The sequence below is a fragment of the Dasania sp. GY-MA-18 genome (genome assembly GCF_024734385.1).
Lineage (GTDB): Bacteria > Pseudomonadota > Gammaproteobacteria > Pseudomonadales > Dasaniaceae > Dasania > Dasania phycosphaerae.
The window spans coordinates 182302-207543 of record NZ_JANHAP010000001.1; the positions used below are offsets into that span (position 1 = coordinate 182302).

The window sequence follows — 25242 nt, forward strand, 5'->3', positions numbered from 1 at the left end:
ATTCCTTAACTTCTTGGGTCTGAGGGTAATTCACTAGCGGCAACCGCCGTTTGCGCCTGCAGCGTATCAACTCGCTGCTGCTGCTGTTGCAGCTGTGCGAGTAATTGCTGATCGGCCATCTCAACGGCTTGCGGCTGTACCACGGCGCCGGGGCGCACTCGCTGTACACCATTGACAATAATGCGCTCGTGGGCTGCCAAGCCCTGTTTAATAATACGCAGGCCATTGTGGCTTTTACCCAGTACTACGGCGCGGCGCTCAACTTTGTTGTCGTCGCTCACCACCCAAACAAACTTATGACTAAGGTCGGTAGCAACCGCTTTATCGTCTATTAATATGCCTTCATAACTGGCGCTGCCTGCCACCTTAATGCGGGCAAATAAACCCGGGGTTAAACCACCATCGCGGTTTTCAAATACGGCGCGGCCACGTATGGTGCCGGTTTGTTGATTAACCTGGTTATCAACAAAATCTATATAACCCGCATGTGGGTAGCCCTCGTCGGCCACCAAACCCATAAACACCGGTGATTGACTATCCCTTGAGCTAGGGCGGCTACCCTCTTTAGCCAGCTGGCTGTACTTGAGATAGGTTTGCTCATCGGCATCAAAGTAGGCGTAGATTTTTTCGGTAGACACTACCGTAGTCAGTAGGCTTTGCCCCTCGGTAACATAGTTGCCTTTAGTGATTAAGGCCCGCGATACCCGCCCCGTAATCGGCGCTTTCACTTGGGTGTAATCCAAGTCCAGCTGCATTTCTGCCAAGGCGGCTTGCTTGGCCTGTAAGGTCGCTGCGGCTTGCTGCTTGTGAGCCAAACGATTATCCACCGCCTCTTGGGCAATGGCGTTTTGCTTTTTCAAACGCTGGGCACGCTGCAGCTCACGCTTGGCCAAGGCCAGCTCGCTCTCGGCGTGGGCAACATCAGCCTTTAGGCGTGCTACCTGGGCTTGTAGGGGCTGGTCGTCGATTAAAAACAGCACGTCACCCTCTTGCACCAAGGCCCCCTCTTTAAAGACTACCTCATCTATATAGCCCGACACCCGAGGACGCAGCGCGACGGTTTGTGGCGCTTCTAAGCGGCCAGTAAATTCATCCCACTCCGTGATACGCAGGTTAATCACCTCGGCAACATTCACCTCAGGGCCCGACTTGGCAGCGGCATGGGGCTGCTCCGACGATTGGCAGGCCGCCAATGCAGTCGATGCAAGTGCAACTAACAGCAATGAACGTAGGTATTGTGGGGTTAACATGTTGTTTCTCCATGAAAAATAGCTTTTGAGGGGCGCATTTTATGCCAGCAAAATCATCATTAATAATCATCAGTTTATATAAAATACATATATAAATGTGATGTATTAGACTAGCACTAGCCAAATAACACATACAGTGCAATGATATGTAGCTTTATGATTGATAGGCTGAGGTAATGTTATGCGTCCACAAGAACTGAATTTGATGGTCATCTTCGACACCATCATGACGGAAAAATCCATCACCCGTGCCGCCGATCGCCTGTCCATGACCCAGCCCGCTGTTTCCAATGCGGTAGCCCGTATGCGTGATGCCTGGAAAGAGGAGCTCTTTGTTAAAGATGGCCGTAATATTCAACCCACGATTTACGCCAAAAACCTCTGGGAGCAAATTAAAGACCCTTTACACGAACTTAATCAGGCGGTTAACCCCGGCCACTTTGACCCCAAAACCGCCAAGCGCACCTTCAGAGTAGCGGTAAGCGACATAGTGGTAGATACCATCTGGCTGGAAATGCGCCGCCTGTTTGAAGAGCAGGCACCAGGTATCAACCTGCACGCGGTACCTTACACCATAGTGAATACCCAACAGGTATTAGATGATGCCGAAGTAGACTTGGTGGTGGCTGCTAAAAACCCCATGCAGGAAAACATACGCTCTAGCCATCTGTTCGACTCCTGCCTGGTTTGCTGCATGCGCAAAGACCACCCGCTAGCCAAACCCGACCTCAGCATAGAAGAATTTGCCGCCGCCGATCACTTGCTGGTATCGCTATCGGGCAACACCGACAGCCCCACCGACCAAGCCCTACAGCAGTATGGGCTAAAACGTCGCGTAGCCTTTACCGTTAATCATTTTGCCTCTGCCGCCCCCATACTGATAGGTAGCGATTTAATTGCCATGCTACCTACCGGCCTTAACTACAACTACATAGATAACGGCGAGCTGTCGGTGACCAAAGCCCCTCTAGAAATCCCCCGCCACGCGATTTCCATGCTCTGGCATAAGCGCCAAGATAAAGACGCAGGCCTGCAATGGCTGCGCATGCATATGCACAATAAAATGGTGGCTAACTGGCAGCATAATATGCAGAAAGTTCAAGACTGTTTATGCTCCTAAAGCCAACAAGTAAACACAGCAGCCTGCGGGAAATTCACTATAATCTGTATACCCCTCACTAAAGATAGCCCTAAGTCATTATGGTGGATGTACCCGAACAGCTGCGCATGATTTGCGATACAGATTTTTTCCGCTGCTGGCAAGATGGTGAAAATCTCAACATAGGGCTTAAGCGCGACTGGGTATTAAGCGAAGTAGGCCGCCTAGAGCAAGAGCTAGCACAACTCAATATCAGCCAACGCTCACTCAACAGCGTTGCGTTTTTTTGCGGTGGCTTACGCAATTTGGATTTAAGTGGTGCCATGCTGCTATACCGCACCGCAGAAAATTTAAAAGCCCAAGGTATGGCTGCCGATTTCTCTGGTTTTAAGGCCGAGCATTTTAAATTTATTAAACAAGTGCTGCATATAGAGTCCCAGCCCGCCTTGCCCACCAGCGGTGACTCCTTTTACCAACGCTTAGTCAAAAAAACTGAGCGACTGCTACTCAAGCTAAACAACAGCTTTAACCAGCGCCTGCAATTTATTAGCACGCTGTGTGCAGAATCCTTTGCCACCCTAAAACAGCCCAGCCGCCTGCGCTGGATAGCAACAACCCGGCATATAGAAGAAGCCGGCGTTAATGCTTTGCCGGTAGTTATTATGATGGCTTTTTTAATTGCGGTGGTATTAGCCTTTCAAGGGCAAAACCAGCTCTCGCGCTTTGGCGCACAAATTTTTACCATAGACTTAGTCGCCATTTCGGTATTGCGGGAGATGGGCGTATTACTTACCGCCATCATGATTGCGGGCCGATCAGGCAGCGCCTTTGCCGCTGAGATAGGTGTCATGCAGCTCAATGAAGAAGTCGATGCTATGACCACCATGGGCATACGCCCTTTCGAAGTGCTGGTAATACCGCGGCTACTGGCATTGCTAATTAGCGTACCCTTACTAAGCTTTATTGCTGACATAGCCGGCCTGCTAGGCACCTTGGCAGTAGCTACTAGCTTGTTAGATATCCCTTTTAACCTGGTAATAGAACGTTTTTTAAGTTTACAAATCAGCACTCATTTTTTAGTGGGCATGATTAAAGCGCCCTTTTTTGCCCTAGTGATTGCTTTAACCGCTTGCTATAGGGGGTTTTATGTTAGCAAATCAGCCGATGCCGTTGGCCGCAACACTACCCGTGCAGTGGTGGAATCCATTTTTTTAATTATCATGGTCGATGCGGTATTTTCTGTCATCTTTGCTCAACTCAATTGGTAACAGCCTATGACTGATACCCAGCCTAAAGAAATGATACGCATTAGCGGCTTAGTCAATCGCTTTGGCGACCACCTGGTACACGATGGCATAGACCTCAGCGTTTATGAGCACGAGGTGCTGGGCATAGTGGGCGGCTCTGGCACAGGCAAGTCGGTACTGCTTAACTGCATGCTAGGGTTGCGCATCCCCACTGCCGGTGAGGTGCGATTATTTGGCAAAAATATTTGCCAAGATGAAGACGGCAAACTCAGTTTTTGCCAAAGCCGCTGGGGGGTTTTGTTTCAAACTGGCGCTTTGTTTTCTGGCTTGACAGTATTAGAAAACGTAATGACCCCCATACAAGAACACAGCAACGCCAGCCAACAGCTAATCAAGGAAATAGCCTGTTTAAAATTGCGCATGGTGGGGCTAAAACAAGAGGCCTTTGATAAATACCCTTCAGAATTATCCGGCGGTATGATTAAACGCGCCGCGCTGGCCAGAGCCTTGGCCATGGAGCCTAAAATTATTTTTTTAGATGAGCCCACTGCCGGGCTAGACCCCATTAGCGCAGCCGAGTTTGATGCACTAATTTTATACTTACGCGCACATTTAAATTTAACCGTGGTGATGATATCTCATGATATGGATTCACTATTGACCATCTGCGACCGCTTTGCCGTTATCGTCGACAAAAAAGCCATCAGCGGTAAACGCGACGATATCATTAAACATCCGCACCCTTGGATACAGCAATATTTTGGCGGTGTACGCGGCCGCGCAGCGCTGGCCTCAGCCTAGCAAGCCGATAGTTTTTGTAAGAGAGTTAAACAATGGAAAGACATGCAAAATTTATTTTAGTCGGCGGTTTTATACTGCTATCACTGGCCGGCCTGACGCTGTTTAAACTATGGATTAGCCCTGCTGATAAAAATGACAAGCTCGCGGTTTATCACATAGTGTTTCGCGGCTCCGTGAGTGGTTTATCAGTTGGTAGTGAGGTGCGATACTTAGGTGTCGCTATAGGCCGAGTCAACAGTATAGCCATTAATAAACAACAATTGGGTCATGTTGATGTAAGCTTTAATAGCGAGCAACAACTACCCCACCGGCAACTATTGGCGCAATTAGAGCCCAAAGGCATTACCGGCCTGGCAGTGGTAGAGTTGCGTTTAAAAACCACCACTGATGCCAGCTTTGCCAACATAGGTGATAGCATACCCGGCTACCCTTCACTATTTACTCAACTAGGCAACTCCGCTAGCGCTACCGGCAATAACGCCAAAGAGCTGCTTAGCAATATCAATCAGTTATTTAAACCGGATAATATTGCTCACCTCAGCAATAGCATACAGCAGTTAGATTTAGCTACCGCTAACTTAGCCTACGCCTCTAAAGATATGGCCGAGTTGCTAGGCAACCTCAACAACAATAGCCGCCAACTGCAAAAAACCTTAAGCAGTTATCAGCAAGTTGGCGCAAAACTAGACCAAGCCCTATTGCCTAGCCTGCAAGCAGCAACTGACTCAGCACAACATATTTTAGGCAACAGTGAAGCCAATATTAACCGGCTATTTGAACAACAAATTCCTAAGTTAGTTGGCATTAGTGATCAGCTATCCTTTTCTTTACAGCGTATTAACGAGCTAGCCAGCGGCTTGAGCAACCAGCCACAGCAGCTTATTTACGGTAAATCGCTACCCCAATTGGAGGTCGACATTGCGCGCCAATAACAATAAAAAACTACTTACTTTAGCCTTGGCCAGTACCTTAGCAGGCTGCATTAACCTACCTGCACAAAATGATGCTCCTCCCCAGCATTACAGCTTGCTGGCGGCACAAGGTGACTGCCAGGCCAACACTCGCGCTACGATTAAGCTGGCTGTAACTCGCGTGGCCAGTGGTTTGGATAGCGACAGGCTGATCCAAATTTCTAAGCACAACGGTGAGCTACGCTACCTTAGTAATATGCGCTGGCCTAATAATACGCAAGCACTATTAGAGCAGCGCTTAGCACAGGATCTAGAAAGTGCCGGCTTTAGCATTATCACCAGCCATCAACAGCTAGCTAGTACCCCCCAGTTATACTGTGAACTGCGCTCATTAAATTTATTAAGCCAAGAGCAAGCCAATAATGCGGTCTTTGCCTTGTCATGTAATCTATACCAGCCCGAAAAAAAATCGCAGCACAGCATTGCTGTTAACGAGCAGGTAGCACTCACGAGCATGAATACCCATAGCATATCAGTGGCCTTGAGCAACAGCTATCAGCTTGGTTTTCAACAATTATGTCAGCGCTTAAATCAACAACTGTCTAGTCAGTAGCCAGTTTGTGCAATAAGCACACGCACAACCGCATCACTGCAATTGTTTGCCGGCAAGCGCTGGCACTCGCTTAGAAAGCCTAACCGGCTAAGCTAAAAAATAATGAATTTCAACTCTTACCTTTAGTCATATTTTCCCTATAATGCGCGCCCTTTATAAAGTCTCTCAATAGTCATTCGGGGTTTGCATTGATTATTTTTACTATTACTAACAACATCACTCAGCAAGTTTATGTAGGCACAACTAAGGAGTGCGCCTATGAACGCTGGAAGCAATACGTAGCCGCCCACAACAAAGCGATAGATGCACCACTGTACCGCGATATGCGCGAGCATGGCGTAGAAAACTTTAGTATTAATGAATGCGGCTTTGCCTATGATATGGAAGAGGCTAGGGAGTTACTCAGCGAGACTATGGCCGAGCTAGATGCTATCAACCTGCAAGGTATGAAAACATCAGCCGCCATAGTAAAAGCCGTTAGCAGTAAAACAAGCAACAGCGCTAGCAAGCCCAAGCCTAAGACCAGCCGCAGTGCAAGCAGCTCAATTACCGCCAAGCCTAAAATCGCCAATGGTCGCACCGGCTCTAGCAGTAAAGAGAAAAAAATACGCGAAGCCATAGAAAAAGAAAAAGCCGACAGACAAGAGCAGCAATATAGAAAAATTGCTGCCGAGGCTGAGGAGATGAAAGCCATAATGGCTAGGCTAGATGCCCGCGCTGCTGGCCCAGCTAAGCGCCGCTAAGCTCTGTAGAACCGCGGCGCACTCGCCTATAGTAAGTTATTTAGGGTAGTGATAACGCGGGTAGCGGGTTTGTATTACCGGGTCCATTTCATATTGGGCCTGTAAAAAAGCCACCAAATCCGTTAACTGCTGTACCGTCATTACGCTATTATAATTTGGCATTAACGACTGCCCCTCGGTTTGCACCATCGCTTGCGGGTAACCTTTGGCCAAGCGGTGGGAGGGGTTGATGATGGACGTTACCAACTGGCCATAGTTTTGAATAATACGCACCTTGCCACCCAGCTTAACCGTGATGGCAGCATCTTCGACATGCGGGATATCTGCTCTGCCAACAACGGCATGGCAGCTATTGCAGTGCAATTCTAAAAAAGCCGCCTGTCCTTTTTCCACATCCCCTTCAGGCAAGGTAAAACCTCTACCCGATTTGGTGGGGTCGCCACAGCCTTGTAGCAGCTGCACTGCCAACAAAACCAACATTAAATATAAATATCTCATGATAACTCCCTCTATTTCATAGCCGCCCAACAGTAGTAATAACACTATTGATTGCATAACAGCTGATTACAATAGACTAGTGTGGTAAATCGAATAGAACTTGCTTTAGATCAACTTTTAGCCAGCAGCTGATGATAATTAATCAGCTTCATCCCAACGTTTTTCGCGGCCCTTAAGCCGCCAGTTACGATACTTTTTGAGCAAACTACTACTAAAAGAAGACGACATGTCCTCAAAAGTATCAATGCCATAGAGGATAATCACCACAACTACAGACATTTTGATGGCAATATATTCGCCCGCCACCGTAATACATACGCCTATAGCAGCTAATACCCATATTGTTGCCGCCGAAGTCACTCCCACTACCAAGCCCTCCTTGGCCAGCATCACACCCGCCCCCAAAAAACCTATGCCGGTAACAACCTGCCCTATCACCCTGGCTGGATCAGCCACGTCATTAACTACCAGCATAGATAGCGCAACAAATAAGTAAGTGCCCAATACAATCAATGAGGAGGTGCGCATACCCACGGGCTTGCCCCGTAATTGCCGCTCTAAACCAATTAATGAGCCACAAAATAATGCCGTTGCAACCTTGTTCCAACTTAAGGGTTCAATAGCTAGCAAAGCATGCAGGTCCACAATTTAGTCCTCGAAGTCATTATGGCAATAACGATTCTATAGCGGTGAAAGAAGCGCAGAAAAAATCTTACTACCTATAAACTATAGCTTCATATTTTTGAGCCGACCATGTTAATTACTCACTACTGCATAGCGTTTAATGACAAAGCTGTCATCTTTATGTCATCTATTGGCTATAGGCTTATGCTGTGATTTTGCAGGAGCCAACCATGTTTAAAGCTGTTTTATTGGCAACAGCCATAGTATTAGCCCCCTACAGCCTGGCCAACGGCGATTACTTATTTAAAATTTCAGGTTCAAATACGCTAGGCGCACACCTGGCCCCTCTGTGTGCTGCAGAATATTTAAAAACAAAAGGCTTTAAACAAGTAAACATTAACAATACCCCAGTAGAAAATGAAAAAGTCGTAATGGGCTATAACCCCGCGGGGCAACAACAGGGAATTTTTATTGCCGCTCATGGTTCTAGCACCGGCTTTAAGGCGCTGCAAACAGCTAGCGCCGATTTAGCCATGTCATCTCGCCCCATCAAAGCTAAGGAGCTATTAGACTTAGCGGCATTGGGTGACTTGCGTGCAGCGCAGGCTGAGCATACTGTTGCCATCGATGGCTTAGCTATACTGGTTAACCCCAATAACCCTATAGCTAAACTGTCAGTGCAGCAGGTGGCTGATATTTTTTCTGGTGTTATCAGCAACTGGCAAGAGTTGGGCGGGGCCAATCTAGCGATTTCACTCTATGCCAGAGATGAACAGTCTGGCACTTGGGACACTTTTAAAAATTTAGTGCTAGGCAAGCAACATAAGTTAGCAACATCAGCGCTACGTTTCGAGTCCAACGATGAGCTATCGGATCAAGTCGCCAATGATCCTGGCGCTATAGGTTTTACCGGCTTGGCCTCGGTGCGCAACAGTAAATTAGTCGCTATTTCCGATAAAAATACCCTTGCATTGCTGCCACAACGCCTGACTGTAGCCACAGAAGATTACCCGCTATCTCGTCGGCTGTACTTCTATCAACCTCAGAACAGTTTAAAAAGCAAAGATTTGAACAGTAAAGTCTGGGTACAAGGCTATGTCGATTTCTGCCTGGCTGAGGCAGGGCAAAATTTAGTGGAACAAGTAGGCTTTATCACTCAAAACATTATTGCTGTGCAGCAACCCCAGTACCAAAATGCGCCTAGCAGCTATATGCAGCTGGCTGATAAAGCGCTGCGCCTGTCTATCAACTTTCGATTTAATAATGGCAGCAGCAAACTAGACAACAAGGCCTTAAAAGATATAGAGCGAGTCAGCCAATTTTTAAGCAAGCCAGAATATACTGGCCGCAATGTATATTTAGTGGGTTTTAGTGACAGCCACAAGAAGAAAAAACACGACCTACTTATTGCCCACTTCCGAGCCCTAGCTGTGCAGGCCAAGCTTATTAAGCAACAAATAGCCATAAGCAAAAGCTTGAGCCTAGGCTCATTTATGCCAGTGGCCTCGGCAGATAGCCAGGCAGCCAAGTTAAAAAACTCTAGGGTAGAGATATGGGTTGAAAAATCCCCTAGCGGGCAGCAGCTGACGCATATCAGCATCCCCAACGCTTTACCTTAATACAATTAGGCCTGCGGCTTTAAATCGGGATTATAAAATTGAAAAGTATTACGGCCTAGGCTTTTGGCTTTATACATGGCGATATCAGCGTTTTTCATCAACTCGGATACATCCTTGCCACCGCCAGGATACTGAGTAATACCTATGCTCACAGTAACGGCCACCTCTTCGCCGCTTAGTACCATAGGTTTAGATAGCTGCTCGATGATGCGAGTAGCTACAGCAGCCACACTGCCCTCTTCTTTAGCTTGAGTATTTCCTAATATAATGGTGAATTCATCGCCACCCAGCCTAGCCACACTATCATCAGCCCCTATACAGGATAATAAGCGCTCTGATACGTTCACCAATAATTGATCGCCAGCATCATGACCCAAAGTATCATTAATCATTTTAAAACGATCCAAATCCAAAAATAATAATGCAAAGCTATTGTTATTTTCTATAGAGCTGACTAATAGATGGGTAAGATTGTCTTTAAACAATCGCCTATTTTCCAGCCCGGTTAAGGTATCATAGTAAGCTAGTTGTTCCATTTGTGACTGGTGATTTTTATGTTCGGTAATATCCTCACACACGGCCACATAATGAGTTAGCTTACCCATATCATCGCGTATAGGCGACATAGAGATAAGCCCCCATACTTTATCACCACTCTTAGAGCAGATTTCTAATTCACCATGCCAGCTTTGCTGCTGTTCAACGGCCTCAAACATCAGGCTTAAATTAGCTAGCGTTCTATCCGTGACTTTTATTTTATATATCTCTGTGCCTAATAACTCCTGCTCTGCATAGCCAGTCATATTGGTTAGGGTAGGATTTACATACTCCACCAACATTTTATTATCGACTATAAAAACACCACTAGCGCTATGCTCTACTGCATTGGATAGCATCAATAGTTTATGAGCGCTTTCTTTGCGCTCAGTAATATCACATAACACCCCATGATAGTGGCTAACCTCACCCTGCGTATCGCGGTATATTTTGGTACGCTCCTCTATCCAGCGCCACTCCCCAGTTTTAGTGATAATGCGATACTCAATCGTATACTCATCATCACCGCGCAGCTCTTCAACACTATTAATAATATCAAGGTTATACTGATAATCTTCAGGGTTAATTATTTTACGATAGAGATTCTTATCTTCATAAAAATCTTCAGGCAGGTAGCCAAACTGACAAATATTATCGGATACAAAATCTATTGGCGAATTATCCCCCTCCCCCCACTCAACAACCACAAAGCGGCTGCCATTGATAATCGCATCCATCTCCTCTCTTTTTTCTGCCAGTTCCTTATAACGTTGCTGACTGTTTTTTCTTTCGTTATTCATTATGGCATGAGCCATAACATCGGCTAAACCGCCACACATAGCTATTTCTTCATTGGTCCATTGCCTAGTATCACCTCGATGGTCCAAATTAATCGCCCCTACCATTTTACCCTGCACACGTATTGCGCTTTCCAGACTAGAGGATATATTCTCTGGTATATAAAAAAGTTCTGAAAATGATTTAGCCAGTGGATCATTAAGCGTATCCTCAATTGCCACTGTACGCCTGCGCCTTAACTCTGTATAAAACTCATCATTAAAATCAGCACCGTGAGAAAACTGCTGTAAATCTTCTTCGTAGTAGTCGCCTTCTAAAACATACGAGCTCAACAGCCATGCTCTTTTCGCCTCATAATCGAACATCCAGATCCCGGTATTGTAAATATTGAGCTGTATTGCAGCCTGCCTAGTAATCAAATCCGCAACATTTTGTAAATTACCATTGATAACATCTTCGTGAGTTGCCAGCTTAACAATAACCTCCTGGTTTTTACTTAACCTTTCCCTACTCTGCTGTATTTTTGCATCTTCTTCTATACTTTCTTTATTCATTAAAGCTTGGGTTATTTGATCACTTAAACTAAACACGAAGGCTATTTCATCCTCTTGCCATATACGATCAGTTTTACAGTGCTCTACTGATAACAAGCCTACCGTCTCCCCCCTCACCCTTATAGCCACATCTATTCCCGCCAATACAGATTTATCCTCTAGTATTTCGGAAAAGTATTTTTTGTCTTTCGCATGTCTATCTGAATTATCAAATACTATCTGTCTGCCAGAAGTGAGAAGATCATAATAACCTTGCGAATCCTTTAGGCAATAACTTCTATCAGTATCATAATATTGTCTTTCAACATCATAACCCTGTGCAATATTTATGACGTCATCGTCATTTTCAGCAAGCCACCAAATCTCAGACCTTTGACACTGCAGCACCGACACAGCTTTTTCACAAACGGCCTTTATCACTTCACTAACGTCTCCATCTGCCAATGTTTTACTAACAGCAATATCAGTAATAATCGTATTTTGCATTTGCAATCGACTAATACGCTTAGCCTCTTGCTCTAGCCGTTGCCGTTCTTCTAACTCTCGCTGCCTATAATCCCTATTGACCAGCATAAAACCGATAATATCTGCCACCGCCCCATGAAAGGCGATTTCATCAACTGTCCAGTGTCTAATTTCGCCATAATGCTCAACGTTTAAAATGCCAGCGGTTTTACCCTGTAGCCTTATAGCGCTATCCATAGAAGAGCTAATACCATAAACCAGCTGCTCTTTTTCTAAAAACTCAAAGGTTCTTTTATCATTTCTGGCATCATCAGCCGCTACAGTTTTTTCTTTTTCTATAGCCTCAAAAAAGCAAGGGTATTGTTCACGACTATAACTATCATCAATATAGTGCCTATTTTCGCTACGCTGATAATAATCAACATTGTGTAGAATTTCGGACTTATCGCCTATCAACCAAACCCCACAGCCCTCTAGTGACAATGCTGTAGCCACCACCTCATTGATATAGCGAACAGCCTCATCAAATTTTGATGCATCGACTATTCTTGAATCTATAGAAAGATCACTAACAACCCTTTGTAAATTACTTGCGTAAATGAGTTTTTCATTAGCTCTACGCTCGTTCTCTTTAAGTTTTACATTGATAATAAGCTGTGACAGTTGGTTAGAAATTTCGGTTATAAAGCTCTCTTCATAAGGGTGCCAACAATATGCACTGTCTTGCTTGGCTAAGGCAATAACTGCCACGATATCTCCAGCCACGTATACACCGGTCTCTAGCACCGAACAAATAGTATTATCTTTGCTATTTTTAAAAATACTTTGGCATACATGCTTAGGGTTTTCAGAACCTGATCCTGAATGCCTAGTAATCAATTCACTAGCATGCCTTAAGGCCAATACGCTATTTACATCAACTTGATCAACAGCTATATAACGCTGTTCTTTAATGGCGTAATGTGAATAAAGAGAAAAATTATTGTCACCCTGCTCTTTAACCCAATAGCTAACTGTATCGACATTAAAATAGTCAGCCACAGCAGCCATTAAATGCTGCAAGGCTTCAGCATAATAGCCCTGCCTAAATGACGCTTGATTCACCAACTGCATAATCAAGCTTTGCTGCTGCTTATCTCTTTGTTTTTGTAGTTCAAAATCTTCGGTTAACTGTCTATAGCGCTCATTTCTTAGCAGCTCTGTAATAATGCCAGCAACATGGCTATGAAAAGTGATTTCATCGCTAGACCAGGTATGGGAAACCTTGCAGTGCTCGCTACTTACCAAACCAATGATCTCGCCATCTAAAGTAATAGGGCTGTCTAGGGTGGAGGTAATACCATAACGCCTTATTTCCTCCGCAAACTCGTGTTTATCTAACTGAATATTGGTATCACCTTGTTCAACTAATACCCTGGATCTTAATAATTCATCAAAAAAATCGGGATAATCTTGCTTGCGATAGTTATCTTCAAGATCGTGCTTATTCTTACTCAAGTTATATTCATCTTGTGCAATCAACAGATCCTTTTCTTGGTTAAAAAACCACACACCATTGTGCTCAGTAGCTAACACTTCTGCTAAAGCTTCGGTGATTAAAGGTATACCTTGCTGAGTATTGCCAGATTTAATATCAGGGTGTTGGCTTAAGCGTTTGAGCACTTCGGATTGCTGCTTTTCTCGTTGCTGCTGCTTGCGCTTGGGGCTATCAGAAAGATTAAACTCTAGGTCTAGGGCATGTATGACTTGTAACACCTTGCCCATCTCTACGGTGGACTTACCGTTTTCCAGCTCAGATAAAAATCGCGTCCCCACACCACAAAGCTGCGACACTTCGGCCTGGGTCAGTTTTTTAGCTTTGCGAAAAGCTTGAATTTTGGCTCCAAACTCACTAAAAAATTGATCACTCTCTACAATGACGGAGCTAGATACTTTCATAAAATGGCGACTCTAAAACTAAACAATGTGGCGCTAAGGGCTACTTTCCCGTACGGGATAATTCTCAGTGTAGCAGTATAAAACCACCCTGCAGCCCCTAACCCGCAAAGAATCGGAATATAAACGCGTCAAAATACTCAAGTATGTTATTAAAATATCTCATAGCGACCACAACTCGCCGCCTATAGCGCTATTGACTAGCCTTAGCCTGTGGCTACTGCAGTAGCCTCAAACTCTGATTGCAATAAACACTGTGGCAAGGCAAGCTTTGTTAACCGCTTAAACATCAACCGGGTGCAAACCATGAGCGATATCAGTACCACTATTCAGGTCGGCCTAAGCGCATGCCTAGCCGGGCAAGAGGTGCGCTATAACGGCGGCCACAGCCAATCTAAATTATGTTTGCACACCCTGGCTCAGTATTTTGAATTCAAAACTTTTTGCCCCGAAGTCGCAGCGGGCTTTGGTACGCCCAGACCCACCATGCGGCTCACCGGTGACCCAGCCAATCCACGGCTGCAATTTAGTGACGATAGTCAGCAAGACCTCACCCAGCAGCTCAACCAGGGGTTTAGCGATAAGTTAGCGCAATTTAAAGATTTTGATGGCTATATCTTGATGAAGAACTCCCCCAGTTGCGGCCTAGAGCGCATCAAAATCTATCAAGCAAATGGCTACCCTCATAAGCAGCGTGGCCAAGGCCTGTTTACTGCCGCCCTGATCAAACGCTACCCCCTACTACCGGTAGAAGAAGAGGGCCGCTTGCATGACCCCCACTTAAAAGAAAATTTTATTTTACGGGTATACGCCCATCATTATTTTAAGCAAGAGGTACTGTCAGCCCCCGACCATCACGCCCTAATCCAGTTTCACAGCCGCTACAAATATATACTCATGGCCCACAACCAAGAGCTATACCGAGAGTTAGGACGCATACTATCCAACGCTCAAGAAAGCGAAATCAACGCGCTCAGCCAGCAATACCTTAAGCTGTTTATGCAGGCACTCAGCAAGCCGGCCAGCCACAAAAATCACAGCAACACCTTATTACATATACTGGGTTATTTAAAAAAGACGGTTCCCTCAGAGGCCAGGCAAAATATTGCTGAAGTCATACACAAGTACCGCCAAAATCAGCTGCCGCTTAGCACCCCCATTACCCTGCTCAAACATTACATAGAGCAATATGGTACTGACTATATAAAAAGCCAGCGCTACTTTGAGCCCTACCCCGAGGCCCTGTGCCTGGCCAACCACTTATAAAAAAATACTGGATATTCAATGCCACAAGCTCTAATCATCCATTGGTTCAGGCAGGATTTACGCCTAGCCGACAACCCTGCACTTGTTCACGCCGCGCAACTTGGCCAGGTGCTGCCTATATACATACTCGATGATGAAAACGCAGCTGCCCAGCGCATAGCAGGGGCTGGCCGCTGCTGGCTGCACCACAGCCTCAACGCACTCAACCACAGCCTGCAAGGGCAGTTGCGGGTATATCGCGGTGATGCCAAAACCATTCTCAAGCAACTCTGTGATCAACATAAGGTAACAGCCGTATGTTGGAACCGCTGCTACGAACCCTGGCGCATAGGCCGCGACCAAGCCATTAAACAATCGTTACAAGCTGCGGACATAGCCTGCCACAGTTTTAACGGCTCATTATTATGGGAGCCATGGCAGGTGCTAAAAGCCGATGCCACCCCCTACAAAGTGTTTACGCCCTTTTACAAAAATGCCCGCCTAAACGGCCCCACTATACGTCAGCCCCTAGCAGCGCCCAAAGCACTCAAGCTGGCTAAAGGTAAATACAACGCCATCAGCATTCAGCAACTCAATTTATTGCCCGCCCACAGCTGGCATCAAGAGCTGCTCAAACATTGGCATATAGGTGAGGCCGCCGCACAAAAAACTCTGCAGCAATTTATTACTCAGGGTTTGGACGGCTATAAAGAGGGTAGAAACTTCCCCGCCCAAGCGCATGTGTCACGGCTATCGCCGCATTTGCACTGGGGCGAAATCTCGCCACAACAAGCCTGGCATTACAGCCAATTAGCGGGGGACAACGAAGACATAGCCCATTTTCACAATGAGCTGGCCTGGCGCGATTTTTCCTATGGCCTGCTTTATCACTTCCCCGAATTACCGCAGCGCAACTGGCAAAGCAAATTTGACCATTTTGCCTGGCAGCATGACAGCCAATTACTTAAAGCTTGGCAACAGGGCCAAACCGGCTACCCCATTATTGATGCCGGCATGCGCGAGCTATGGCAAACCGGCTATATGCACAACCGCGTGCGCATGCTGGTGGGCTCATTTTTGGTTAAAAATCTGCTGATAGACTGGCGTCATGGCGAACAATGGTTTTGGCAAACCTTGGTGGATGCCGACCTAGCCAATAACAGTGCCAGTTGGCAATGGGTAGCAGGCTGCGGTGCCGATGCGGCCCCCTACTTTCGTATTTTTAACCCGGTGACACAGGGTGAAAAATTTGATGGCGACGGCAGCTACACCCGCCGCTTTGTACCCGAACTAGCCGCGCTACCCAATAAATACCTGCACAAACCCTGGCAGGCTCCCTTAGAGATACAACAACAGGCCGGGGTAAAACTCGGTGAAAATTACCCTCAACCTATAGTCGATTTAAAGCTTTCCCGCGAAAGAGCCTTGGCTAGCCTAAAAGCCCTGCCCTAAAGCCAGCTTTAAGCCCCCCCTTTTCTGCTCAAAAAACAAGCAAACCTAAACATGGGAAACTGCACGTTTCCCTTAAAAAGTCACAAAAACAACCATTTTTGCAGTCTTTTTTTATCATGATTTCAGCCCTACTGTTTCCAAACAGCTATTAATAGTGTGACTTTTTACTGCTTACGCCCACAAAAAACTCCCTGCACCTAGGTCGCAATAGCCCTTTTGTTGTATTTTTCGGTTAATTTTCAACCAAAGCATGGCAACAATCACTATTCATATAATAAATAACGAACATTTGCATAAATTATAATGCTGTGTAATATCTGCTGCACTGTATTTTCGGGGAATCAATAAAACGCAATATAAACCCGTTGTTTTTTGCTGGGGACAATAGCCCTGCTTTTTTCTGCTAGAGTCGGTTCAGCTTAAATCAGGCAGTATAAAAAAAGATCAGCCCACCAAACTCTGGCTGGGCCATCCATAACAATTAAAAAAGAATTAAGGACAACTACATGGCTGTTAAAAATAGATTACACCGCAGTGAACTTGCCGTACCGGGTAGTAACCTACGCATGCTGGAAAAAGCACCTAGCTCCGGTGCCGATGTGGTATTTCTCGATTTAGAGGATGCCGTGGCCCCCGACGACAAAGAGCAGGCTCGCATTAACGTCATTAACGCCCTCAATAATTACGACTGGTCAAAATGCGCCGTATCGGTACGCATAAACGGCCTGGACACTCACTACATGTACCGCGACCTAGTAGACGTAATGGAACAGGCCGGTGACAAGCTAGATACCATTTTAATCCCCAAGGTAGGCTCAGCCGCCGATGTGCACCTAGTAGCCACCCTGATGGAACAAATAGAAGCCGCCATGGGCTACCAACAGGTCAACATCCATGTGCTAATAGAAACCGCCCAAGGCATGTACAACGTGGACGAAATCGCCGCCGCCTGCCCACAGCGCATGGAAGCCATGGTATTTGGCGTAGCCGATTACGCCGCTTCTATACGCGCCCGCACCACCCAAATAGGCGGTGCCAATGCTAACTACCAAGTGCTCTCGGGCGAGCCCAACGACCCCAACCGCCAATACTTTTGGGGCGATCCTTGGCACTACGCTATTTCACGCATGGTAGTGGCCTGCCGTGCCAATGGCTTGCGCCCCATAGATGGCCCCTTTGGCGCTATAGACGACCCCGATGCCTTTAGAGCCGCCGCCCATGCCGCAGCCGCCCTAGGGGTAGAAGGCAAATGGGCTATACACCCCTCACAAATCGAATTAGCTAACGAAATCTATACCCCCAGCGACGCCGAGCTAACCCGCGCCACCCGCATTTTAGAAATGATGGAAGAAGCCGCTCGTGAGGGCAAAGGTGCCGTCACCCTGGATGGTCGCTTAATCGATGCCGCCTCCATACGCCAGGCCGAAGTGGTGGTGGCACAGCACCAGCAAATAGCTAATCGCTAACACGCAGTAGCGTACTCGCCCAAATAATAAGTGACAAAGCTTGCCCCCCGCACTTTGTCACACACAACAAAGGGAGATACACCATGTGTCGTTCCAAAACAGAGCTGGATGCCTTTATCGCCTCCCAGCGCTTATCGAATTGCTTTGAAGGCTTACCCCTACAAGGCAAACGGGTACTGGATATGTCTACCGTGATTGCAGCCCCCTACGCTGCCGCACTGTTAGGCGATGCCGGTGCCGAAGTATTAAAAATTGAAAACCCCAAAGCCCCCGATGGCCTACGCAGTTGGGGCACCATTAAAGAAAACGGCATAGAGCCCTATTACGCCGTAATCGGACGCAACAAATTGCCGGTAACCGTGAACTTAAAAAACGAACACGGCAAGGCGCTATTTTTAGATTTGGTTAAGCAATCCGACGTGCTCATAGAAAATATGCGTGTAGGGGTAATGGAGCGCCTAGGCTTAACCCAGCAGGAATTGTTAGCAGTAAATCCTGGGCTAATCATCGCTAAAGTATCTGGCTACGGAACCAGCGGCCCCAACGCCGAACAACCCGGCTTTGGCACCTTAGCCGAAGCCTATAGCGGCTTTACCTATTTAAACGGCCACGCCGAAAGCGGCCCCACTAGCCCACCTAATGCGCTAGCGGATTTAACCACCGGCGTACATTTAGCCTTTGCTGTGAGCTTGGCATTGGCCAATCAAGAGCGTGGTGTTAAAGGCGGGCAGTTGATTGATATTTCCTTGTACGAACCCTTGCTGGGCTATTTGGGCGGCGAGTTTTTACATTACAAACTAACTGGCGAAAACCCTGAACCCATAGGCAACGAGTTACGTGCCGCCTCGCCACGCAATAACTACCAAACCAAAGATGGCAAGTGGATAGCGCTATCCTGTTCCTCACAAAAACCTTGGGAGAAATTAGCCCAGGTTATGGGCCATGACAATTTAATTAAAGACCCGCGTTTCCTCACCAATAACGAGCGCATAGAGCCCGCCAACCGCAAAGCACTTAATGGCATTATTCAAGACTGGCTAAAAAACCACACCAAAGCCGAAGCCCTAGAAATATGCCGCCGCGAAAATATTACCGCCGGCCCTATTATGGCAATGAGGGATATAGATGTGGATGAGCATATGCAACAGCGTGAATCTTTTATTACCCTAGAAGATCCCGCTACCGGTATAGCATTAAAATTCCCCAATGTACCGTTTCGCCTAACCGGCCAACCTACCCGTATACGTTTTCCCGGCCTACCTCATGGCTCGGCTAATGACACGGTTTATAAAGAGTTATTGGGTTACAACGAGGGGCAGATTAGCGAACTGAAAGCGATGGGGGCGATTTGAATTTCTAGTTTCTAGTTTCTAGTTTCTAGTTTCTAGTTTCTAGTTTCTAGTTTCTAGTTTCTAGTTTCAGAAAATCATATCACCATCACTTTAAAAAGGTGTCACTCCGGCGAAAGCCGGAGTCTAATTACAATGCGTTAATTTAAATATTCGGATATTTCAACTGAATTAGATGCTGGCTCGTTGCCCCACTAGTGTCCGGTTAAATTACTATTTCGGTCATGCCGGGCTTCGACCCGGCATCCACGGAAACTGAAATATCCTAGCAGTCTTTAGCGTGTGATTAGAATGCGCTATCAAAATAGTCATTTTTTTAAAATCTGTATTAAATACATGCCACGAACTTTGTAATCCTATGGGTACCGGCTCAAGGCCGGCACGACAGCCTGAAAGTGAGTCATAAATCTAATCGACGTGCATTCTATTCCCTATTTATAGTATCAAATACATACCATTACGATTTTAACCGGACACTAGTGGGGTCGTTGCCCGGCATGACAAGCAGATATTATGCGTAGTCTCCCTGTAAACAAAGCGGTTGGTTTCACAACCGCCACCTTGCTTAGCATTAGTAAAAAACCAAAAACAAAACTAACAACTTAAAGATTTAGCCCTCAAGCAACCCTATTTACCAAAGGCTTAACCCCTGTCACCTCTACCACCACCTCGTCACCCGCTTTTAAATAGCGCGGCGGTGTAAAGCCCATACCCACACCTTCGGGCGTGCCCGTAGCAATAATGTCACCGGGCTGTAAAGTCATGCCTGCCGATAGGCACTCGATAATAGCGGGTATATCAAAGATCAAATGATCCAGGGTCGCCTGCTGGCGCAGCTCACCATTAATTGTGCACTTCACTGCTAACTGCTCGGCGCTGGGCATAGCACTGCGGTGTACTACCACCGGTCCCATGGGGCCAAAGCCATCTAAACTTTTAGCTTTAAAAAATTGCTTATGATTTTTTTGTAAATCTCTGGCTGTTACATCATTAAACGCGGTGTAACCAAACACATGCTGCCAGGCATCTTGTGCTTTAATATCGCGGCCGCCACGGCCTATGATAATGGCCAACTCGGCCTCGTAGTCTAATTTTTGGGTGTACTGCTCACTGGCGGGGATGGTATCTCCAGGGCCAATAACACAGCTGGGGGCCTTGGTAAAAATAATGGGGGATTCAGGCACGGCTGCCGAAGTTTTCATTTTTTGCGCCACCTCTTGCAGGTGGCCCAAATAGTTTTTCCCCAAACACATAATATTACGGGCGGGGTTGGCTATAGGTGCAATAAGGGTTGCCGATTCATAAGGCTGGCAGGCGATATTTTCTGCAGCAGCAGCCGTGGCGATATCCCAAACAGCTGCTGCGTGTTCATCATCTAAAGCTACTAATTGGCTTAATGTGCTGGCAGGTAATTGCCGCTGTAAATACTCAGCGGCAGCAGCGATATCTACTACTTGCTCACCCACCAATGCCGCTAACTGGCCCTGCGCTAAGCTAACAAACTTCATAATGATTGATGCCCCGTAAGTCTAGCGATCAGCTTATAGAGCAAACTTAAATGATTAATTAATCAGCCGCTTTATACCACGTTATCGCTTTGAAAATATTCAATTAAAAAATCTACCAACATACGCACCTTAGTCGAAAGGTGGCGGTTGTGAGGGTACACTGCCCAGGTAGAAGTATCAAAGCCATTATATTCGGGTAGCACCTCCACCAATTTACCGCTGGCGATTTTTTCCTGCACATAAAAATGTGGCAACTGCACTATGCCTATGCCTTTTTCGGCGGCGACTAATAAGGTGTTGCCATTATTAGTGCGCCAGTTACCCGACACTTTGTAATTAATAATCTCCTTATCCACTTCTATTTGCCAGCTGGATAAAAAGCCGCGCAGGCAGTTATGCTGTTTTAAATCTTCCAGCTTTTCTGGGGTGCCGTATTTTTTAAGGTACTCGGGGCTGGCGCACATATATAAACGACGCGGTGCAATTTTACGGGCGATTAGCGAGGAGTCCTGCAGGCGGCCAAAGCGTATGGCTAGGTCGTAGCCCTCTTCCACTATATCCAGCGTACGGCTGGTAAAGTTTATCTCTATGGATAACTCGGGGTATTTCGCTAAAAAATCAGCAACAGCTGGGCCTATGTATTTTTCGGCAAAGGTACCGGCGGCGGTAATTTTTAAACTGCCGCGCGGGGTTTGCTGCAAATTATTAATGGCCATTTCGGCCTCTTCTAAATCGGCCAGTATTTGCGCGCAGCGGCTGTAATAACCCGACCCCACATCGGTGAGTTTTACCGTGCGCGTGGTGCGATTGAGCAAACGCGCGCCCAGCCTATCCTCTAAGCGAGCGATCTGTTTGCTGACATGTGATTTGGAGACATTTAATTTATCGGCTGCCGTGGAAAAGCTACCGCTATTCACCACCTCAACAAACGTCTCTAAGCCATCGTAACGAGGCATAGCACCCTCTCTTTAATATCGTGATCTTTAATTAGCTTATTCACAACAACATTAAAATGAATAAACATTCATTTAGTAAAGCAAGGCTAGCATAAACCGAGTTAGCGGTAAAAGCCAGAGTTATAATAGTCCAACTAAGGACTATAAGAGCATTTAATATCCCCCCTAAGAGCATCGCAAAATAGGTAATTTTGTGCCTATTTAATGCAGCTACACTATACTCACAGACCCCAGTCACGAGACTTAGCAATGAATATTTTAATAACTGGCGGCACCGGCTTTATAGGTAGAGCGTTGTGCCGTCACTATCTCAACAGCTATCAAGATACCCCCAAACTATGGGTATTAAGCCGCCGTAGCAGCGAGCAAGTAAAACAATTATGTGGCGAGGCGGTGCAAGGGCTGAGCACACTCACAGAATTAGGGCAGCCCATAGATCTCATCATTAACTTAGCGGGCGAACCCATAGCGGATAAACGCTGGAGCCTAGAGCAAAAACAGCGGCTCTACGACAGCCGCCTTAACATCACCCAGCAAATTATCGATTTTATCAGTAGCGCCCAACACAAACCTGAGTGCTTAATTAGCGGCTCAGCCATAGGCTATTACGGCGACCAAGGCCCTAAGCCAATTACCGAAGACAGCCCGCCTCACGATGAGTTTAGCCACCAGCTCTGCGCCCGGTGGGAGGCCTGTGCATTACAGGCGCAAGCTATGGGAGTAAGGGTTTGCCTATTGCGTACCGGCTTAGTCATAGGCCCCGATGGCGGTTTTTTGCAAAAAATGCGCCTGCCCTTTCAACTGGGCTTAGGTGGCCGCATAGGGTCGGGGCAACAATTTATGTCGTGGGTACACAGGGATGATTTACTGGCTATGATTGTATTTTTATCTAGCCATACAAACCTGCAAGGTGCCTTTAATGGCACCGCTCCCAACCCCGTCAACAACCTGGCCTTTACTAAGACCCTCGCCAGGCTGTTACACCGGCCCGCGATGATGCCGGTGATGGCCTGGACGCTAAAAATAGCGCTGGGGGAAATGTCGCAACTATTACTCAGCGGCCAAAAAGTATTGCCAGCCCGCCTACAGCAAGCTGGCTTTCGCTTTAAATACCCAGTATTGGCCGATGCCTTGGCGGCGGCCTTAGAGTAAGGTCATTGCACACTTAGCTGACTTAGCGACTTATCCAAAGCGGCAATGAAAATATCCACATGCTCAGGCTGAAACACCAACGAAGGCCGCAACTTAAGGCTGTTTTTCAAGGGGCCAGAGCGACCGATAAGCACTTGCTGCTGGCGCATTAACTCCAGCAACTGGCCGGTTTGCTCGCTGGCCGGAGCCTTGCTGAGGCGATCGGTTACAAACTCTACCGAGGCCAACATGCCCTGGCCACGCACATCACCGATTAAGGGCTGGGTTTGGGCCAACTGGCGCAGCTGCGCCCGCAGGTAATCACCGGTACTGTTGGCATTGGCGATGAGGTTTTCGTTTTCTATCACATCCAGCACCGCCATACCCGCCGCGCAAGACACCGCATTGCCGCCAAAGGTACTAAACAACTCGGTAGTTTCCATAAACTGAGCCAGCATATTTTTATTGAGCATGACCACACCTAAAGGATGGCCATTGCCTACCGGCTTACCTAGCGTAATCATATCGGCCTTCATACCTCGGGCGACATGGCCCCACATTTGCCCTAGCCTACCAAAACCGGCCTGCACCTCATCGGCAATAATTAAACCACCGGCGGCACGCACCTTGGCCTCGACCTTGGCTAAATAGCCCTCGGGCACATCCACTACGCCGCTAGAGCAATAAGCTGTATCCACCATAAAATAACTGGGCTTAAAGCCGCGCTGATCCAACTGCACTATAGCCTTATCGGCATCCTGCGCATATAGCTCGGCCATATCCGGCTTACCGGCATGGGGGCCGCGATAGGGGCAAGGCACACCTAAATAGCTAACATAATCGGGGCGGCGCCCCTCACAGGGTGATAAATCCATAGTGGCATCGGTGACACCGTGATAAGCATCTTCCACCACTATGGCGCCGCGCTGGCCAGTAAGCACCCGCGAAATCTGTACCGCCAAGTCGTTGGCCTCGGAGCCGGAGTTTACAAAAATACAGGTATCTATATGTTCAGGGGTAAGCGCCACCAAGCGCTCGGCATAATCCAATACACTTTGATACATATAGCGGGTGTTGGTGTTTAACACCTTCGCCTGCCGCCCTATGGCGCGCGCCACATGCGGATGGCAGTGGCCTACCTGTGGCACATTGTTGTACAAATCCAAATAGGCTTTGCCATCCACACCGTATAGCCAAGGGCCGCGGGCGCGCTCAAAATGCAGCGGCTCTTGATAAAAATGCCAGGGGTCGCCCAGTAACTGTTTGCGCTTTTCTTTTAGCAGGGCCTCGGCTTGCGAGTCGGGCTGCTGGTACTCACCTATGGCGGGGCTGTATACCGGGAAGCGGCAAGCCTTTCTAAACCTTGCAGTAATTTCTGCTCTACCTACATTGTGTAAACGAGTAATCAGCGCTTCGTATAAATCTATATCGCTAACATAGGGCGGCTCGTCGGGGCACATAGCCGAGCGCCAGGCGGTAACGGCCAAGGTAATGGCATTGCGCACCATGATCATGTCGTACAGCAAATCTATCTCTTGCTCTTCCAGCTCAAACTCGCTGTCAAAACCAGCCACGATATCGCACATATCGCTCACTGGATCGGCCACGCGGTGCATCATTAAATCACAGGCCACCACCAGCTCCATCATTAAGGGGCCGTAAAGCATATCGCCAAAGTCGATAATACCGGCCACATGGTCGGGCTGTTCGGGGTTAATCAATAAGTTGCCACTATGGGCATCTTGATGCACGACTTGATGACGCAGGGCCTTGAGTTTGGGCATTAGGCTATTGGCCCTATCGAACACCGCCTCTACCAAGCTGCGTATCTCGGGGTTGGCAATATGGTGAGTGTGCTCGCGGTACACCATAAAATTCATCATATCCCAGGGGTGGGCATTGCGAGCATTGGGATGGAAAAAACCGCGCAAAGCATGACCTAAACGGGCCACGGTTTGGCCTACATTGCGGCGCAGCACAGTAGTGTTAAGCTCGGCGCGCTCGCCTATCATTATGCCCGGTAAAAAACTAAGCAGGCGCACCACGTGCTTATCTTCGCCTTTGCCAGCCACGATTGCACAAGGCTCACCTGCCACCGTGGCCAATATGCGCGGCACCGGTAAATCGGCATTTTGTTCAGCAATATGCATTAATGCCTGGGTTTGAAAATCTATATCGGCGGGAGCATCCTGAGCGTTGGAGACCTTGAAAATATACTGGCTGCCATTGTCGGCGGTTAGACGGTAGCTCTGGTCGCGCTCACTGGGCAGGCGCTTAAACTCACCCTGCACATTAAAATACTGCAACGCTATACGCTTAATTTCATCTAATGAAAACGCGGGCACATTGCGATCTAGTAATTGTGCAACATCTAACATCTGAAAACTCCTAACCATTAATTTATAGCGGCTTTGTGATATAGCAATAATAAGGCGCACACT

The 25242-nt window shown here is 47.2% G+C and carries 19 protein-coding genes; 12 read left to right on the top strand and 7 right to left on the bottom strand.

Going from position 1 to position 25242, the window contains the following annotated elements; all coding sequences use genetic code 11:
- Positions 1-5 precede the first annotated feature (5 nt).
- Positions 6-1250 carry an efflux RND transporter periplasmic adaptor subunit gene (locus NO559_RS00850; RefSeq protein ID WP_258329869.1) on the bottom strand — a complete coding sequence of 415 codons (1245 nt, stop codon included), beginning with the start codon at positions 1248-1250 and terminating at the stop codon, positions 6-8.
- A 181-nt stretch (positions 1251-1431) separates the two neighbouring features.
- On the opposite strand from NO559_RS00850, the gene NO559_RS00855 reads away from it, so the two are divergent.
- The 6 genes from NO559_RS00855 to NO559_RS00880 all read left to right on the top strand — a co-directional run bounded on the left by NO559_RS00855 (position 1432) and on the right by NO559_RS00880 (position 6664).
- On the top strand, positions 1432-2370 hold the full coding sequence (locus NO559_RS00855) for a LysR family transcriptional regulator (RefSeq protein ID WP_258329870.1): 939 nt from the start codon (positions 1432-1434) through the stop codon (positions 2368-2370).
- Positions 2371-2450: 80 nt separating this feature from the next.
- Complete coding sequence (locus NO559_RS00860; RefSeq protein WP_258329871.1) at positions 2451-3617, top strand: ABC transporter permease; 1167 nt, start codon at positions 2451-2453, stop codon at positions 3615-3617.
- A 6-nt stretch (positions 3618-3623) separates the two neighbouring features.
- Complete coding sequence (locus NO559_RS00865; protein ID WP_258329872.1) at positions 3624-4397, top strand: ABC transporter ATP-binding protein; 774 nt, start codon at positions 3624-3626, stop codon at positions 4395-4397.
- A 32-nt stretch (positions 4398-4429) separates the two neighbouring features.
- A complete protein-coding gene (locus NO559_RS00870) occupies positions 4430-5329 on the top strand; it encodes an MlaD family protein (RefSeq protein ID WP_258329873.1) in 900 nt (299 codons plus the stop codon).
- A complete protein-coding gene (locus NO559_RS00875; protein WP_258329874.1) occupies positions 5316-5921 on the top strand; it encodes an ABC-type transport auxiliary lipoprotein family protein in 606 nt (201 codons plus the stop codon). Before NO559_RS00870 ends, NO559_RS00875 begins: the two co-directional genes overlap by 14 nt.
- A 188-nt stretch (positions 5922-6109) precedes the next feature.
- Positions 6110-6664 (top strand): GIY-YIG nuclease family protein, encoded by a 555-nt coding sequence (locus tag NO559_RS00880; protein WP_258329875.1) that lies wholly within the window; start codon positions 6110-6112, stop codon positions 6662-6664.
- Positions 6665-6700: 36 nt separating this feature from the next.
- Here the strand turns inward: NO559_RS00880 and NO559_RS00885 are convergent, their stop codons facing one another.
- Both NO559_RS00885 and NO559_RS00890 read right to left on the bottom strand, forming a co-directional pair.
- Entirely contained in the window at positions 6701-7162 is a 462-nt protein-coding gene (locus NO559_RS00885) for a cytochrome c (protein ID WP_258329876.1), read from the bottom strand.
- Between the two features lie 138 nt (positions 7163-7300).
- Positions 7301-7807, bottom strand: a complete 507-nt coding sequence (locus tag NO559_RS00890) for an MgtC/SapB family protein (protein WP_309149046.1) — start codon at positions 7805-7807, stop codon at positions 7301-7303.
- A gap of 209 nt (positions 7808-8016) precedes the next feature.
- Here NO559_RS00890 and NO559_RS00895 point away from each other — a divergent pair, with 209 nt between their 5' ends.
- On the top strand, positions 8017-9405 hold the full coding sequence (locus NO559_RS00895) for a substrate-binding domain-containing protein (RefSeq protein ID WP_258329877.1): 1389 nt from the start codon (positions 8017-8019) through the stop codon (positions 9403-9405).
- A gap of 5 nt (positions 9406-9410) precedes the next feature.
- Here NO559_RS00895 and NO559_RS00900 read toward each other — a convergent pair whose 3' ends face one another.
- Complete coding sequence (locus NO559_RS00900; protein ID WP_258329878.1) at positions 9411-13697, bottom strand: diguanylate cyclase domain-containing protein; 4287 nt, start codon at positions 13695-13697, stop codon at positions 9411-9413.
- A gap of 303 nt (positions 13698-14000) precedes the next feature.
- On the opposite strand from NO559_RS00900, the gene NO559_RS00905 reads away from it, so the two are divergent.
- The 4 genes from NO559_RS00905 to NO559_RS00920 all read left to right on the top strand — a co-directional run bounded on the left by NO559_RS00905 (position 14001) and on the right by NO559_RS00920 (position 19209).
- Entirely contained in the window at positions 14001-14960 is a 960-nt protein-coding gene (locus NO559_RS00905) for a DUF523 and DUF1722 domain-containing protein (RefSeq protein WP_258329879.1), read from the top strand.
- 18 nt (positions 14961-14978) lie between these two features.
- Entirely contained in the window at positions 14979-16391 is a 1413-nt protein-coding gene (locus tag NO559_RS00910; protein ID WP_258329880.1) for a deoxyribodipyrimidine photo-lyase, read from the top strand.
- Between the two features lie 506 nt (positions 16392-16897).
- Positions 16898-17857 carry a CoA ester lyase gene (locus tag NO559_RS00915; protein ID WP_258329881.1) on the top strand — a complete coding sequence of 320 codons (960 nt, stop codon included), beginning with the start codon at positions 16898-16900 and terminating at the stop codon, positions 17855-17857.
- 83 nt (positions 17858-17940) lie between these two features.
- Positions 17941-19209, top strand: a complete 1269-nt coding sequence (locus NO559_RS00920; protein ID WP_258329882.1) for a CaiB/BaiF CoA-transferase family protein — start codon at positions 17941-17943, stop codon at positions 19207-19209.
- A gap of 614 nt (positions 19210-19823) precedes the next feature.
- On the opposite strand, the gene NO559_RS00925 is transcribed toward NO559_RS00920, so the two are convergent.
- Together NO559_RS00925 and NO559_RS00930 are read right to left on the bottom strand one after the other, a co-directional pair.
- Positions 19824-20714, bottom strand: a complete 891-nt coding sequence (locus NO559_RS00925) for a fumarylacetoacetate hydrolase family protein (protein WP_258329883.1) — start codon at positions 20712-20714, stop codon at positions 19824-19826.
- Between the two features lie 71 nt (positions 20715-20785).
- The gene (locus NO559_RS00930) at positions 20786-21670 is read right to left on the bottom strand and encodes a LysR substrate-binding domain-containing protein (protein ID WP_258329884.1); all 885 of its coding nucleotides are present in this window, start codon (positions 21668-21670) and stop codon (positions 20786-20788) included.
- 249 nt (positions 21671-21919) lie between these two features.
- On the opposite strand from NO559_RS00930, the gene NO559_RS00935 reads away from it, so the two are divergent.
- A complete protein-coding gene (locus tag NO559_RS00935; RefSeq protein WP_258329885.1) occupies positions 21920-22822 on the top strand; it encodes a TIGR01777 family oxidoreductase in 903 nt (300 codons plus the stop codon).
- A gap of 2 nt (positions 22823-22824) precedes the next feature.
- Here NO559_RS00935 and NO559_RS00940 read toward each other — a convergent pair whose 3' ends face one another.
- Positions 22825-25179, bottom strand: coding sequence for an aminotransferase class III-fold pyridoxal phosphate-dependent enzyme (locus tag NO559_RS00940; protein ID WP_258329886.1), 2355 nt, complete (start codon positions 25177-25179; stop codon positions 22825-22827).
- Positions 25180-25242: the final 63 nt, after the last annotated feature.